The 13,958-nt window shown below is 73.3% G+C and carries 13 protein-coding genes; 4 read left to right on the forward strand and 9 right to left on the reverse strand.

The genetic code is table 11. The annotated features are described in order from the left end of the window. Window positions 1-8: 8 nt before the first annotated feature. From ACIBCJ_RS23255 to ACIBCJ_RS23295, 9 genes are all read right to left on the reverse strand, one after another. On the reverse strand, window positions 9-878 hold the full coding sequence (locus ACIBCJ_RS23255; RefSeq protein ID WP_365978299.1) for a DUF6282 family protein: 870 nt from the start codon (window positions 876-878) through the stop codon (window positions 9-11). Further along, window positions 865-1,572: an RraA family protein gene (locus tag ACIBCJ_RS23260; RefSeq protein WP_365978300.1), complete on the reverse strand. Its 708-nt coding sequence runs from the start codon at window positions 1,570-1,572 to the stop codon at window positions 865-867. The genes ACIBCJ_RS23255 and ACIBCJ_RS23260 overlap by 14 nt, the downstream gene beginning before the upstream one ends. Further along, window positions 1,569-3,782, reverse strand: a complete 2,214-nt coding sequence (locus ACIBCJ_RS23265) for an isocitrate/isopropylmalate family dehydrogenase (RefSeq protein ID WP_365978301.1) — start codon at window positions 3,780-3,782, stop codon at window positions 1,569-1,571. Before ACIBCJ_RS23265 ends, ACIBCJ_RS23260 begins: the two co-directional genes overlap by 4 nt. Further along, window positions 3,779-4,690, reverse strand: a complete 912-nt coding sequence (locus ACIBCJ_RS23270) for a hypothetical protein (RefSeq protein ID WP_365978302.1) — start codon at window positions 4,688-4,690, stop codon at window positions 3,779-3,781. Before ACIBCJ_RS23270 ends, ACIBCJ_RS23265 begins: the two co-directional genes overlap by 4 nt. Continuing rightward, on the reverse strand, window positions 4,687-5,619 hold the full coding sequence (locus ACIBCJ_RS23275) for a hypothetical protein (protein WP_362092875.1): 933 nt from the start codon (window positions 5,617-5,619) through the stop codon (window positions 4,687-4,689). Before ACIBCJ_RS23275 ends, ACIBCJ_RS23270 begins: the two co-directional genes overlap by 4 nt. Before the next feature lie 251 nt (window positions 5,620-5,870). Further along, window positions 5,871-6,782 (reverse strand): LysR family transcriptional regulator, encoded by a 912-nt coding sequence (locus ACIBCJ_RS23280; protein ID WP_362092872.1) that lies wholly within the window; start codon window positions 6,780-6,782, stop codon window positions 5,871-5,873. A 201-nt stretch (window positions 6,783-6,983) separates the two neighbouring features. After that, window positions 6,984-8,366: a multidrug effflux MFS transporter gene (locus ACIBCJ_RS23285; RefSeq protein WP_365978303.1), complete on the reverse strand. Its 1,383-nt coding sequence runs from the start codon at window positions 8,364-8,366 to the stop codon at window positions 6,984-6,986. 84 nt (window positions 8,367-8,450) lie between these two features. Beyond that, window positions 8,451-8,648: a tautomerase family protein gene (locus ACIBCJ_RS23290; protein ID WP_362092866.1), complete on the reverse strand. Its 198-nt coding sequence runs from the start codon at window positions 8,646-8,648 to the stop codon at window positions 8,451-8,453. 251 nt (window positions 8,649-8,899) lie between these two features. After that, window positions 8,900-9,754 (reverse strand): LysR family transcriptional regulator, encoded by an 855-nt coding sequence (locus ACIBCJ_RS23295; RefSeq protein ID WP_362092864.1) that lies wholly within the window; start codon window positions 9,752-9,754, stop codon window positions 8,900-8,902. Window positions 9,755-10,125: 371 nt separating this feature from the next. On the opposite strand from ACIBCJ_RS23295, the gene ACIBCJ_RS23300 reads away from it, so the two are divergent. The 4 genes from ACIBCJ_RS23300 to ACIBCJ_RS23315 are packed head-to-tail and all read left to right on the forward strand — an operon-like array spanning window position 10,126 to window position 13,890. Beyond that, window positions 10,126-10,911, forward strand: coding sequence for an alpha/beta hydrolase (locus tag ACIBCJ_RS23300; protein ID WP_365978304.1), 786 nt, complete (start codon window positions 10,126-10,128; stop codon window positions 10,909-10,911). Further along, window positions 10,908-12,473 (forward strand): amino acid adenylation domain-containing protein, encoded by a 1,566-nt coding sequence (locus tag ACIBCJ_RS23305; protein ID WP_365978305.1) that lies wholly within the window; start codon window positions 10,908-10,910, stop codon window positions 12,471-12,473. Before ACIBCJ_RS23300 ends, ACIBCJ_RS23305 begins: the two co-directional genes overlap by 4 nt. Then, complete coding sequence (locus ACIBCJ_RS23310) at window positions 12,470-12,733, forward strand: acyl carrier protein (RefSeq protein ID WP_362092855.1); 264 nt, start codon at window positions 12,470-12,472, stop codon at window positions 12,731-12,733. Before ACIBCJ_RS23305 ends, ACIBCJ_RS23310 begins: the two co-directional genes overlap by 4 nt. Further along, window positions 12,730-13,890 carry an acyl-CoA dehydrogenase gene (locus ACIBCJ_RS23315; RefSeq protein WP_365978306.1) on the forward strand — a complete coding sequence of 387 codons (1,161 nt, stop codon included), beginning with the start codon at window positions 12,730-12,732 and terminating at the stop codon, window positions 13,888-13,890. The genes ACIBCJ_RS23310 and ACIBCJ_RS23315 overlap by 4 nt, the downstream gene beginning before the upstream one ends. The last annotated feature ends 68 nt before the right edge of the window (window positions 13,891-13,958 follow it).

Below are 13,958 nucleotides of genomic sequence, written 5' to 3' on the forward strand. Positions count from 1 at the left end.
CCGTGCCGTCACAGCGAGAGCATCGCCAGGGGCGTGTCCCGGGTGACCTCCTGGACGCGGTCCGGGCCCAGGCCGGCCTGGGCGAACCACTGGGCGCTCTGTTCCAGCCAGGGGGTGATGTCCGGCTGGGACGGCTGGCCCAGGTCGGAGCTGTAGACGACCCTCGGCAGGAGCGTCAGGACGTCGGCGAGGTCGGACCAGGGCTGGTAGCCGAGGAGATGGGTCAGGGCGGTCTGCTCGGTGAAGACCTGTTCCGCGCCGACGAGGTCCGCCAGGTCTTTGCAGGTCAGACCGGTCATGGGATTGGCCGGCTGGTTGAGCATCAGGCGGGGCAGGCCGAGTCTGACGGCCTCGTCGATCAGCAGCCGCACCTCGTGGCCGTCTGCGTGTCCGGTGGAGACGACCACGGGGAGGTCCCGGGCGGCGCGCAGGAGTTCGCGGACGTCGGGGCGGAGCGTGCCGCTGTCGTCGGTGACGGTGAGCGGACGCAGGCCGTCGGCGAGCAGCGGGTGGGAGGGCGTGCGGACGAGGCGGCTGCGGTGCGTGCGCCCGGTGACGGTGGGCAGGTGGACGACCAGCCGCAGGCCGCTGTCCTCGCCGTGCTGGACGACGGCCTGTTCCACCGCCCTCGGATCGAAGCCGCCGGCCAGGTCGTTGAGGACGATCGAGCCGGAGACCGGCAGACCCTGCTGGCGGGCCTCCCAGGCCTGGGCCGCGGTCGATCCCAGGTGGTTCTTCAGGACGACCCAGCCTCCGTGCGCGGCGTAGGCCGCGCCCGCGCTCGTCGCGGTGCGGCGGCGCACGTACGCGTCGGGGCCGCTGTGGTAGTGGACGTCGATGAAGCGGGCGGCCCGCGCCCCGCCGTCAGCGGCCGTCATCGTGGCCACCGTCCTCCCACGGGCGGGCGTAGCCGAAGCGGGCGCGTGCCGCGTCGAGCCGGCTGCCGTCGAGCACGGCGGCGCGGATGCGTGCCTCGGTGCGGTCGACCGCCTCGGCCCGGCGGAGGACTTCCCCGGCCAGTGCGGCGGGGACGCGCAGCGCGCCGTTGTCGTCGGCGACGATCCAGTCGCCGGGGTCGATCGTGGTGCCCCCGACGTCCACGCTCGCCCCCGTCCGGTCGAGGACGACCCGGTTCTTGCCGCTGACCATCGTGACGCCGGTGCTGAAGAGGGGGTAGCCGGCGGCGCGGCTCTCCGTCACGTCGCGTACCGAGCCGTGGACGACCGTGCCCGAGACGCCGCGGTGCCGGGCGACGGTGCTGAGCAGGGAGCCCCAGTTGGTGCAGGTGGTGCTGCCGCCGTTGTCCACGACGACGACGGAGCCGGCCGGTACCTCGTCGATGTAGTCGGCCGCGTTGCGAAAGCCCCGGGCGTCGTCGTCCAGCGGGCGGTAGCGGACCGTGAAGGCCGGACCGCAGGCGACGCTGCCCGGCGTGCGCGGGCGGATGCCCGGCAGTACGGACGGCGGGGCGTGCAGGCTGTCCAGGGCGTCCGAGAGGGCGGCGGTGTCCAGCCGCGCAAGCCTGTGGCGCAGCTCGCCGATGTCGTCGGCGGGGGTGGTGGCGGTGGTCATGCGGGTTCCTTCGGGTACGGGTGGCCGGTGACGTGCCGGGTGAGGGTCCAGGCGGCGTACTGGGCGGCGTACGCGGTGACTTCGGCGCTTCGGTTGGGGACGGTCAGGGTGTGCTCCCGCTCGTCCGCGCCCTCGCCCACGGTGCAGCTCAGGGTGACGGTGCCGGTGTAGGTCGTCGGGTCCCCGCCCTCCCACCGGCCGGAGAGGACGACCCGCAGGGAGCGCGAGCCGTCGCCGGTGTCGCGTGCGCGGGACAGTTCGGCGGCGAAGCGGCCTGCGGTCAGCCGGTCGTCCACGTCCAGGGCGATGTCGTGCCCGTCCAGCACGGCCGCCAGCTCCTCGACGGCGGTGCGGTCGCGGTCGGTGACGATGTGGCGGGCGAGTGCGGCGTCGAGGCGTCGTGCGAGCTGCCCGGCGTCCCCGGGCGGGCAGGTGACGCGGATGTCGACGAAGGGGTAGTGCCAGCGGTAGGACGCCCTGGCCGGTCCGCCGTCCTCCTTGACCAGGGAGTCGACCAGGGCCGCCGCGTCCGCCTCGATGACGCCGAGGGTGCGGCGGAAGAGGGTGGTGGTCTCGGGCGGCCGGGGGATGTGGGGCAGGCCGTCGCGCAGCGACTCCTCCAGCATGGGCAGGCATTCGCGCGGCGGGCCGGGGAGCATCAGGACGGTGCTGCCCTGGGTCTCGGCGCGGCAGCCCCACGCGGTGCCGTCGGGGTTGGGCAGCAGCTCGGCTCCCTCGGCGAACAGCGCCTGGCGGCGGTTGTCGTCGTGGACGGCGACGCCGAAGCGGGTCAGCCGGGCCACTACGGCCCGCCAGGCGTCCTCCCGGTGCTCCAGCGGCCTGCCGAGCGCCCGGGCCACGGCGGCGCGCGTCACGTCGTCGGAGGTGGGGCCGAGTCCGCCCATGACCACGACGACGTCGTCCCGGCCCAGGCAGGAGCGGACCGCGTCGGCGATGCCGGCCTCGTCGTCGCCCACGGTGTGCCGGACGCGCACCGGGATGCCGCGTTCGGCCAGCATGCGGGAGGCGTGGCCCGCGTTGGAGTCCTCCAGGTCGCCGCGCAGGAGTTCGTCGCCCACGGTGACGACGGCGGCGGTGGGGGCGTGCGGCAGCGCACGGCAGGCGTCGAGGACCGCCTCGGCGGCCTGGGCGGTGGTGGCCGAGCCGCCCAGGTCGTACGTGACCCGGTCGCGCCGCCGGGTGACGTGCCGTACGGCGTCCCTGACCGCGTCCGCCTGCCCGGTGAAGCCGAGGTGGGTGAGCAGGAGACCGATGGTGAGGAACGCGGCCGCGGGGTTGGCGCGTTGCCGGCCCGCCAGCGCGGGGGCGCTGCCGTGCACCGGTTCGAAGTAGTTGCCCGTCTCGCCGATGTTGGCGCTGGGCGCCAGGCCGAGTCCGCCCATGACGCCGCCGCCGAGGTCGGAGAGGATGTCGCCGAACATGTTCTCGGCGACGATCACGCCGAACCGCTCCGGGCGGCGCGTCATCCACAGGGCGACCGCGTCCACGTTGAGCACCTCGTACGGGATCTCCGGGTAGTCGCCGGCGATGCTCTCGAGGCGTTGCAGGACGTAGGCGCTGGAGTCGCGCAGGACGTTGGGCTTGTCGGCGAGGGTGACGCGCCCGTAGCCGTGGGTGCGGGCGGTCTCGAAGGCGAAGCGCAGGATGCGGTCGAGGCCGTGCGCGGTCTGCAGGCGGACGGACGCGGCCGCTCCGGTGCGGCTGGAGCGGCGGACGTTGGGATGGTCGGCGACCAGCGGCCACAGGGCGTCCGGCACGGGGCTGAAGTCCAGTCCCGCGTACAGGCCCTCGGTGTTCTCCCGCACCACGCAGTAGCGGTACGGGGCGGTGCCGCCGAGATAGTTCTCCACCGGGCGCAGGTTGGCGAACAGGTCGAGACGGCGGCGGAGTTGGATGATCGGCGAGATGTACCGGGGGGCGCTCCCGCGCAGTTCGGGGGCGAGTTCCGCCAGTGCCTCGTCGCGCGGCTTGGTGGTGGTGGCGCCGAGCAGTACGGCGTCGCTGCGCTCGATCAGGTCCCAGGTGCGGTCCGGGACGGGGTTGCCCTCGTCGCGCCAGCACTGCCAGCCGATGTCGCCGAACGCGAGGTCGACGGGGAGGTCGAGGGCGTCGATCACCGGCAGCGCGGCGTCCAGCACCTCCGGTCCGATTCCGTCACCGGGGAGGACGGCGACGGTCTTGCGGTTCATGTGAGTTCAGCTCCCAGGAAGCGGGTGAGGGTGTGCCGGACGAGATCCGGCCGGTCGGCGTGCGGGCGCATCCCGGCCCGCGCGACGGCGACGAAACGGTGCTGTGGCAGCGGTCCGGTCGCCAGGTGGGTGCGCCGGACGAGCCGGGACTGTGCGCCGTAGACGTGCAGCAGGGGTCCGGGGAAGTCCCGTACCGCGTGCCGGGCGTCGGCGTCGCGCAGCAGGCGCAGTCCGGCCGCAAGCCGTCGGGCCGCCGCCGGTTCGCCGGCGTCCGGGGTGCGGGAGGCGTCCGGGTGACGTGAGTCGTCCGGGGTGCGGGAGGCGTCCGGCGGGCCGGAGCCCGGGTCCGCGGTGCGGGCCGGCCCTTCGGGGCCGCGCACCACCTCTTCGAGCAGGCGGGTGGCCGCCGGCAGGCCCTCGGCCTCGGCCGTCGCGGCGATGCGTTCGAGTGCGGTGTTCAGCGCGTGGTCGGCGACGGTGGGCCCGGACAGCAGCAGCACCTTGGCCCGGTGGGTCCACGGCTCGGTGAGCATGCCCTGGACGACGGCGCCGCCCAGGGCGTTGCCGACGAGGACGTCCGGGGCCTCGTCCCGCACCGGGCGGTGCGCGTCGGGCGCCGTGCCGCGCAGCCGCTCCCGCGGTGCGAGGTACCGGGCCCAGCGGCGCACGAGGCTCTTGAGGTCGTCGCCGTCCCGCATGAGGGACAGGGTGTCGTGGATGGTGACCCGGTGGCCGGAGTCGAGGAGCGGGCCGGCGATCGGCCGGAAGAACGCGCCGTCGTCCCATCGGGCGAGGACGGGGGCGAGGACGACCGCGTGGCGCGGGGCGTCGGGCCGGCCCAGCACGACGCGGGCCGCCACGGGCGCCGCGTCGTGCGTGGGCTCGGCCCCTGGTGCGGGCCGCGTCACCGAGCGCCTGTGGCGGTCAGTTCCCGGGCGGCCGAGAAGGCGTCCGAGATGTGGCCCTGCGGGAGCTTGGCGCGCTCCTCGACGGACAGGTCGAAGTGGCCGAGGACCAGGTCGGGCAGGGGCAGGGAGGGCGCGGCCTCGGTGAACTCGCCCTCCATGCGGTGGGCGAGGGCGAGGACCCGGCCCAGGTCGTAGCCGTCGGTGTGCCCGTGCCGGCCGAGGTAGGCGAGCCACTGTTCGGTGACGAGGTTGCCCGGTCCCTTGCCCATGCCGAGGACGGAGGAGTCGATCCAGGTCGCTCCGGCGTCCACGGCCGCGATGGCGTTGGCCAGGGCGAGGCCGAGGTTGTTGTGGGCGTGCAGGCCGATGGCCGCGTCGGTCACCGAGCGGACCAGGGTCACCAGCCGGGAGACCTCGCGCGGCAGCATGCTGCCGTTGGAGTCGGCCAGGTAGACGACGTCGGCTCCCGAGTCGCCGGACATGGCGGCCAGTTCGGCCAGGCGGCGGCCGTCGAGCTGGCTGACGCGGGTGATGTTGACGGTGGTGGTGAATCCGAGGTCCACGGCCTGCGAGAGCAGCGCGAGTCCGGCCTCCGGCGCACCGGAGGGCAGGCAGAACCGCACCATGCGCACGCCCGCCTCGTACATGCGCGGCAGGTCGTCCTCGGTGATGTTCTTCGGGTGCAGGATCATGCACAGGTGCTCCGGCGGGACGGCCTCGGCGAGTGCGCGTATGTAGTCGTCGGCGCCCAGCCCGGTGCGGCCGATGCCCGGCCGCGGCTTGAAGGAGCCGTTCCGGTAGCCGATCTCGACCCACTCCATGCCGGCCGCGACGCTCTCCCGGGCGTGGTGGCGGGCGTAGTCGAGCGGGAAGTCGAAGTTGTTGCGGTAACCGCCGTCGCGCAGCGTCACGTCAAGATTGACGACCATTTTTACCCCTCCATGAATGGCGCATGCAGCAGGCGGGGCGACGGCCCGCGCGGCTTTCCGCGCGGGCCGACAAAGAATTGGGAAACCGTTCATTCTGTTGCGGGGGGTCCCGATGGACCCACTCCGCATCACCCCGTTGATGAACCGCGAAGAACTTCGGTATTCAACCAGCGTCACGCTGAAGGAAGTTCTTCGACACGGGACACGCTATCCCACGATGTGGGCATGACTTTAATACCCAGGTAAAGAATTCAGCGGGTCAGGTCTTTACCCGTGAACTTCTCGCGCACGCGGGCACTGGTTTCGGCCAGCAGTCCCAGTCGACCGGGGTCCTCGTCCGCCCGCAGGGCGAGGGACATGCGGACGGCGATGGGCTCGCCGTCGAGGGGCAGCACCGCGACGCGGCGCGAGGAGACCGCGCCGGCCGCCGCCGGGTACATCGGGATCCAGCCGTCCGCGCCGGCGCCGATCTCGGCGACGGTTTCCTGCAGACCGGTCGAGGGCGGACCGAAGGCCGGCTCGAAGCCCGCCCTGCGGCAGGCGAGGACCACCGTGTCGAAGAGCACGGGGTTCTCGGCGCGGGGGGCGATGCGCAACGGCAGGCGGGCGAGGTCGGCCAGGCTCAGGCGGTCGCGGCCGGCCCGCTCGTGCGCGGCGGGCAGGGCCACCACGAGCGGGTCCTGCCAGAGCTTGAGAAACAGCAGGCCAGGGGCGCTTTCGAGGCCGCGGACGAAGGCCGCGTCGAGCCGTCCGGCCCGCACTTCCTCCAGCCGGGTGTGGGCGTCCAGGGTCTGGAACTCGAAGCGGGTCGCCGCGCCCCGGTCGGGCAGCGCGTCCAGGAAGTCGTCGAGCCGCTGCCCGAGCGCCGAGCTGATGCCGACGCGGAAGGTGGCATCGCCCCGGACGGCGAGCCGCTGCGCCTTGGCGGTGAAGGAGTCCATCGCCTCCAGCACGGCGCGTCCCTCGGGCAGCAGGGCCCGGCCGGCGGCCGTGAGGGTGACGGTGCGGCCGGAGCGGTCGAAGAGCTCGGCGCTCAGCTCGCGCTCCAGGCGGCGGACCTGCTGGCTGACCGCGGGCTGGCCGATATGCAGACGTTCGGCCGCGCGGCCGAAATGCAGGTCTTCGGCGACGGCGACGAAGTATTGAATCTGACGCAGTTCCACGTGTCCCCCTCTGCGACCGGCGACCCCTTTATGGAATACGCCGAACACAGGCGGGTGGGGGGCGCCGCAAGGAAAATAATCGCATACCGCCGAGCGGCGCCTCCCCAAGGGAGGGCCGCTCGCGGCGGAGAGGATCACGACGGGTTCTTGGGGTGGCGGTTCGGTGAGGATTTCGCCGATGCGCCGACGGAACCCGTCCTCCTACTCGGCGACGGCCTCCTGTACCTCCCTGGGACGCTCACCGGCGGCTGTCGCGCGGGACGCGGTGGATGCGGTGGGCAAGGTGGGCGCGGTGAGCGTGGTGGGTGCCACGGTGACGGTCGCGGTGGCCGCGGCGTTCCCGGCCCGGGTCCCGTCGGCCGCGCGTTCCCGGCCCGCCAGCGACAGGAAGAGGGCGAACAGGACGCCGCCGGCCACCGACGCGGCCAGCACGAACCAGCCCAGTGCGAAGAGGTCACCGGCGGGCAGCCTGCTGGTCAGGAAGATGCCCAGCGAGGCGCCGAGCAGTTGCAGCGCGCCCATCAGCCCGGACGCCGAACCGGCCGTCGTGCGGAAGGCCGTCACCCCGGCGCTCATGGACAGCGGCAGCAGGAAGCCGTTGCCGAAGGTCATCACCGGCATGAAGACCAGCACGAGCAGGCCCCACCTGCCGCCCGCGCCGCTCAGTCCGAGAGCCAGCATCAGCACCGCGCCGGCCAGGAAGAACCCGTGGCCGGTCCAGAGCAGTCGGTCGATGCGGCGCGTGCGGACCAGCGCGCGCGAGGTCAGGTTCCCCGCCACGTAGCCGACGGAGACGGTGATGTAGCAGTAGCTGGTGGTCTCCGTGGCCAGGCCCATCTTCTCGAAGACCAGCGGCGAGGCGGCCAGGTAGCCGAAGTAACCGCCGTAGGCGACCGCGAGGTTGGTCGTGTAGGCCCAGAACAGCGGGCGGGTCAGCAGGCGGGGGTAGCCCCTGAGCGTGGCCGCCAGGTGCTTGCTGCGCCGCTGCGGCGGCAGGCTCTCCGGGATGCGCGTGACCATCACGACCAGCGTCGTCAGCCCGATCAGCGCGGTCACCGCGAACGGTGCGCGCCAGGACACGTACGAGGTCAGGTAGCCGCCGATCAGGGGGGCGACGGACGGTGAGACACCCACGATCGGCATGACCGTGGCGAAGGTCCTGGCCGCCTCCTTCTCCTCGTAGAGATCGCTGATCACGGCTCTGCCGAGCACCATGCCGGACCCGGCACCGAGCGCTTGGAGCAGGCGTCCCGCCCCGAAGACCTCGATGGTGGGGGCCGCGGCGCAGACCAGGGAGGCGGCGACGAACAGGCCGAGCCCGAAGACGATGACGCGCTTGCGCCCGTACGCGTCCGAGATCGGCCCGTACACGGCCTGCGAGACGGCGATGCCGATCATGAACGCGCTGAACGTCCACTGCACGGACGCGACCGGGGTCCCGAAGGCCTGCGCGGTGTCCGGCACGCCCGGCAGGTTGATGTCGGACGCGAACAGACCACCGGCGTTCAGCGAGCACAGCACGGCCAGCAGCAGCGCGTAGGACGTCCGCGCGGACGTCGGTACCGGTGTCGATGCGGTTCTCATGGCCACTTCCTGCGGGATGAGGATGCCGTTCCCGGCCGGGAACGAGGGAGGACGGTTCCCGGTGGGAACGGCGGCTGCGGGCCGTCAGCTCCGGGCGGCGCGGGCTGCGAGGGTGTCCCCGGCGATCGACCAGCTGTCGGTGGCGATCTCCTGCACGGTCACCCACACGCTCTCCGGCTTGCTGCCGGTGGCGCCGACGTAGGCGTCGGTCAGGGCACGCACCAGCTCGCTCTTCTGCTCGGCGGTCTTGCCGGGGGTCTGCTGCACGTGGATCAGGGGCATGACATGCTCCGGTACTCGTTCTGGACTGCGGACGGGACGGCGTACGCCCCGGCGCCGTGGGCCGGGGAGTCGCGGTGACCCAAGTCCAGCACCGGGCGCGGGGCCGTCCAAGACGCAGTCCGCTCTCGCCACGATCACGAATCGTGATGAGTGGAGTGGGCCGGGGTTGACACCTGCCGCCCCGGGGCCCGGCCGCCCTTCGCACCGGGCGCGCCTCAGACCGGCCGCACTTCGAGCCGGCCGGCCGCGCCTCAGGCCCGCTGGAGTTCCTCGGCGGCGCGCCAGGCGTGGTCGGCGAAGCGGGCGGCCTGGGGGTGGGCGCCGTGCGAGGGATAGGTGAGGTAGGCGGGCACGGCGGGTGCGCCGGTCAGCGGCATGATCCGCACGGAGGGGTGGGTGTAGCGGCGGGCGGCGGAGACCGGTGCGGTGCCCACACCGAGGCCCACGGCGACCTGCTCCAGCCATTCGTCGAAGTTGCGGCACTCGGAACCGACCACGGGCCGGCTGCCGGCGGGCCACATGTCGGGGAAGGTGGTCCCGCTGACGGTGTTGACGATCAGCGGAAGCCCGGCCAGCTCCGCCCAGTCGAGTTCGCTGCGCTCGGCCAGCTTCCAGCCGGCGGGGACGGCCGCGCTGCGCGACTCCTCGTAGAGCAGGACTCCGCGCAGCCCCTTGGGAGGCGTGCTGCGCAGCAGGGCCACGTCCGCCCGGCCGGTGTCGAGCCCGGCCCGGGGGGTGTCGCAGCGGATGAACTCGACCCCGGTGCCGGTCGCCTCCGTGAACCGGGCGGCGAGCCGGGACAGTCCCTCGGGCAGTCCCCAGCTGAAGCCGACGCGCAGGGTGTCCCCGTTGCGCAGGTCCGTCAGCGCGGAATCCAGTTGCCGCAGGAGCGGGACGACCGCGTCACGCAGGGCCTCTCCTTTGCCGGTCAGTTCCGTTCTGCGCGTGGTGCGCTCGAACAGCCGCACGCCCAAAGACTCCTCAAGTGCCCTGATATTGCGCGTCAGGGTCGGCTGGGCGAGGTGCAACCGGTGCGCGGCCGCCGTGAAACCGCCTTCCTCGGCGACGGCCAGGAAGCAGCGGAGGTGGCGCAGTTCGACATTCATTCGCTGAGCGTATAGGTGGTTCGGTAACGTCATTTCTCCCTCACCTTGCGCGGCGCCTAGTCTTCGTGGTGCCGCCGGGCGGACCGTGCGTTCGACGGCAACGGGGTTACTGTGCCGGGATATTGACGCGCACCGTCAATCGGCGTGGCGCAAAGATCGGCCAAAGGGCGCGCAAAGACGCCCCGTCCGGACCGTTCGGTGGACGCGACACCCACCGCCCCCGCGATTGTTATTCCCGCGTCTTTTCCTGACGCCCTGCCGGCGCATTGCCGGGCACCGGACCGCGTCGTCCGTCACCACAACGGCGCGATGTCCGCCCGCCCTGCCGGAATGCCCGCTCCGCCACCGCTAACACTCAGAAGGATTGTGCTGTGCCGGTCATCACCATGCGCAACGGTCCCTTGGAACACGTCGTCATCGACGGCGATCCCGACCTCTCTCCCCTGGTCTTCCTGCACGGCGGACTCGGCTGTCTCGCCGCCTGGGGACGCTTTCCCGCCCGGCTCGCCGCCGCCACCGGGCGCCGCGCCCTGGTCTACTCCCGCCACGGCCACGGCGGCAGCGGTCCCGACCCGCTCCCCCGCACCGTCCGCTACATGCAGGAGCACGCCCACGGGGTGCTGCCGGACCTGCTCGACGCGCTGGACATGCGCCGCCCCGTCCTGGTCGGCCACAGCGACGGCGCCTCCATGGCGTTGCTGCACGCGTCGGCGCGCCCGGTCGAGGCGGTGGTCGCGATGGGCCCGCACCTGTGCTTCGAGGAGGAGAACCGCCGGGGCATCGAGCGCGCCCGCGCTTCCTACGAGGCGGGTCCGCTCGCCCGCAAGCTGGCCATGGTGCACGACGACCCCCGAGGGGTGTTCGACCGCTGGAGCGGTGTCTGGCTCTCGCCCGCCTTCCGTGACTGGTCCATCGAGGAGGAACTGCGCGTCACCGCACCGGTGCTGGCGATCCAGGGCGACGAGGACGAGTACGGCACGATGGCCCAGGTCGACGCGGCCGAACGTGCGGTGGACGGCCCGTTCCGGCGGCTGGTCCCCGAGGGCTGCGACCACTACCCGCATCTGGTGCGGCCCGACCTCGTCGTCGACGCCGTCCGCGGATTCCTCGCCGATCCCCGCACGGCCGGGACGCGGACCGCGGGAGCCGGCCGGTGACCGCCGTCCCCCGCCTCGACGCCCTGCTGGCCCGTTCCGCGCGGACCCACCCCGGGCGCACCGCCCTGGAGGGAGCCGGCGAGAGCTGGACGTACGCCCGGCTGGAGGGGGCCGTCGACGCGCTGGCCGCCCGGCTGTCGGCCGAGGGCGTCGCCCCGGGCGACCGGATCGGCGTGTACGCCCCCAAGTCCCCCGCCACCGTCGTCGCCCTGTACGCGGTGCTGCGGGCCGGCGCGGTGGCCGCACCGCTCGACACCGCGGACCCGCCGGAGCGCACCGCGCGGATGATCCGCAACGCGGGTCTGTCGGCGCTCCTCACGGTCGACCGCGCCCTGACCGGGGCCCGCCGGGCCGTCACCCGCACCCTCGACGGCGGGCCGGCCACCGAGGAGACCCTCGACCACGGCCTGCGCCTGCTGCGCTCCCTCGCCCCCGGCGCGCGGCCCGCGCCCCTGCCCGCACCGGCCGACGAGGGCGGCTACATCCTGTTCACCTCCGGCAGCACCGGCTGGCCCAAGGGCGTCCTGCTCTCGCACGAGAACGTCGCGCACTACGCGCTGTGGGCCGCGCGGGAGTTCGGCCTCACCCCGGACGACCGGATCGGCTCCCAGGCCGCCCTCACCTTCGACCTGACCACCTTCGACCTGTTCAGCGCCGCCGCCGCGGGAGCCTGTACGGTCCTGATGCCGGACGCCCTGCGGGTCTTCCCGCGCGATGTCGTCGCGTGGCTGACCGACCAGCGTGTCACCGCCTTCATGGCCGTACCTTCCCTGTACCACGCGATGCTCCAGCAGGGCGGTCTCGCGGACGCTCCGCCGGCCACCCTGCGGATCGCCGCCTTCGGCGGGGAGGCGTTCGCCCCCGAACTGCTGGAGCGGTACCTGCGGTTGCTCGACGGGGTGCCGTTCTACAACCTGTACGGGCCCACCGAGACCAACGCCTGCACCTACCACCGGGTGCCGGCCGACTGGACGGCCGACCGGGAGCTGCCCATCGGCCGGGGCATCGGCGGCGTCCACGTCGACGTGCTCGACGCGGACGGCCGGCCCACCGACGGCGAGGGCGAGATCCACGTCGCCGGACCCGTCGTCTTCCAGGGCTACCTGCGCGGCGGGGCGCCCGAGGATCCCACCGTCACCGCCGTCTTCCGCGACGGCGTCGCCCGCCGCGCCTACCCCACCGGTGACCTCGGCCGGATCCGTCCCGACGGACGGGTGCTGCTGCGCGGGCGGCGCGACCACCAGGTCAAGCGGCGCGGCCACCGCATCGACCTGATGGACGTGGAGCACGCCGTCCTGGAGCTCCCGCAGGTGGTCACCGCCGCCGTCGTCGCCAAGGACGCCGCGGACGGCTCTCACAGCGGCCAGATCTGGGCCTACGCGCAGACCGACGCCGCCGAGCACGAGGTCCTGGCCGCACTGCGCGGCGTACTGCCCAAGCGGATGCTGCCCGACCGCGTCGTTGCGCTCACCACCCTGCCCACCACCACCAGCGGGAAGGTCGACCGCCGCGCCCTGAGCGGCACGGCCGGCCCCGCGCACCCGGAGGACGTCACCGTATGAACAGCGTCGAAGAACTCTGCGACCTGATCGGCAGCCGCATCACCTGGGGACCCGGCGAGGACGCCGGTTCCCTGACCGCCGACACCCCGCTCCTCGAGATGGGCCTGGTCGACTCGCTGGCGATCATGGAGATCGTCGCGGCGCTCGACAAGGAGGCCGGCGTCACCCTGCCCGACACCGAGATCGTCGCCGCCAACTTCCGCAGCCCCAGGGCGCTGTGGGCCGCGCTCGGCAACCTCGCCGTTGAGGGCCGCACATGAGCGCGACGACCACCGCGGCGCTGCGCGGCTGCGCACCGGAGACCGAGGACGTCGTCGACGCCTACCGGGACCTGGCCGCGCCGCTGGCGGAGCGGACCGGGGACCTGGACTTCACCGCCGGCTGGCGGGCCATGGCCGACCTCGGGGTGCTCCGTCTCGCCCCGCCCGACGCCACGGCGCCCGGACCCGTCACCCGTGCCCTCGCCATGATCGAGGGCATCGGACTGGCGGGCGTCGACCCGGGTCTGTGCTACGCGCTGGCCTCCCAGGTCTTCGGGATGCAGTTCCCTCTGCGGGCCACGCTATCGGCCGATGCCTGGGACGCGGTCGCCGGCGTCCAGGACGGCCGGACCCTGCTCTGCCACGCGCTGACCGAACGCGGCGGCGGCAGCGACCCGTTCTCCATGGAGACCCGTGCCGTGCGCGACGGCGACGGGTTCGTGCTCGACGGTGCGAAGACGTTCGTCACCGCGGCTCCCGTGGCCGACCGGGCGATCGTCTTCGCCCGGACCGCGCCGGGGCGCTCACCGTTCGCCCTGTCGGCGTTCCTCCTCCCCCTCGACCTCCCGGGCGTCCGGCGCGGCGAGAGCTTCGCCAAGACGGCGCTGCCCACCGTGCCGATGGGGGAGCTGATCTTCGAGGGTGCCCGGCTCCCCGCGGACGCGCTGCTCGGCGAGGAGGGCTCCGGGCTCGCGGTGATGGCGTCGACCACCGCCTGGGAGCGGTCCGTCATCCTCGGCTACGCCCTCGGCCCGATGCACCGTCTGCTGACGCGCACCGTGGAGTGGGCCGCCGGACGCGAGCACTTCGGCCGGCGCATGGGCGCGAGTCACCAGGTCGCCGCGCGCGTCAGCGACATGGCGCTGGCCCTGCACCGCTCGCGCGTCCAGCTGTACGCGACGGCCGCCCGGCTCGACGCCGGGACGCCTGCCCGCCAGTTGGCCGCCGAGGCCGCCCTCACCAAGATCTCCGTCTCCGAGGACTACGTGCGGATGACCGAGCACGCCACCGCGCTGTCCGGCGTGCGCGCCTTCCTGCCCGGCTTCGACCTCGCGGCGGACCTGGCGAGTCCCATGGCGGCCCTGACCTACGCCGGCCCGAACGACCTGTTGCGGGTCGCCGTGGCCCGTCAGCTCGGCCTGCCCGTCGAGAACTGACCGGCCGCCTCAGACCGGTCGCGAGCCGCCCGGCCGAGAACCGACCGATCACCTCACCACCGGTCGCG

It is taken from the genome of Streptomyces sp. NPDC051136, from assembly GCF_044455745.1.
Lineage (GTDB): Bacteria > Actinomycetota > Actinomycetes > Streptomycetales > Streptomycetaceae > Streptomyces.

What these genes read in the sequence shown, in the direction of transcription:
- ACIBCJ_RS23295 (WP_362092864.1), bottom strand. Translation starts at nt 9,754, where the DNA reads ATGAATGTCGAACTGCGCCACCTCCGCTGCTTCCTGGCCGTCGCCGAG.
- ACIBCJ_RS23290 (WP_362092866.1), bottom strand. Translation starts at nt 8,648, where the DNA reads ATGCCCCTGATCCACGTGCAGCAGACCCCCGGCAAGACCGCCGAGCAG.
- ACIBCJ_RS23275 (WP_362092875.1), bottom strand. Translation starts at nt 5,619, where the DNA reads ATGGTCGTCAATCTTGACGTGACGCTGCGCGACGGCGGTTACCGCAAC.
- ACIBCJ_RS23315 (WP_365978306.1), top strand. Translation starts at nt 12,730, where the DNA reads ATGAGCGCGACGACCACCGCGGCGCTGCGCGGCTGCGCACCGGAGACC.
- ACIBCJ_RS23285 (WP_365978303.1), bottom strand. Translation starts at nt 8,366, where the DNA reads ATGAGAACCGCATCGACACCGGTACCGACGTCCGCGCGGACGTCCTAC.
- ACIBCJ_RS23265 (WP_365978301.1), bottom strand. Translation starts at nt 3,782, where the DNA reads ATGAACCGCAAGACCGTCGCCGTCCTCCCCGGTGACGGAATCGGACCG.
- ACIBCJ_RS23260 (WP_365978300.1), bottom strand. Translation starts at nt 1,572, where the DNA reads ATGACCACCGCCACCACCCCCGCCGACGACATCGGCGAGCTGCGCCAC.
- ACIBCJ_RS23255 (WP_365978299.1), bottom strand. Translation starts at nt 878, where the DNA reads ATGACGGCCGCTGACGGCGGGGCGCGGGCCGCCCGCTTCATCGACGTC.
- ACIBCJ_RS23310 (WP_362092855.1), top strand. Translation starts at nt 12,470, where the DNA reads ATGAACAGCGTCGAAGAACTCTGCGACCTGATCGGCAGCCGCATCACC.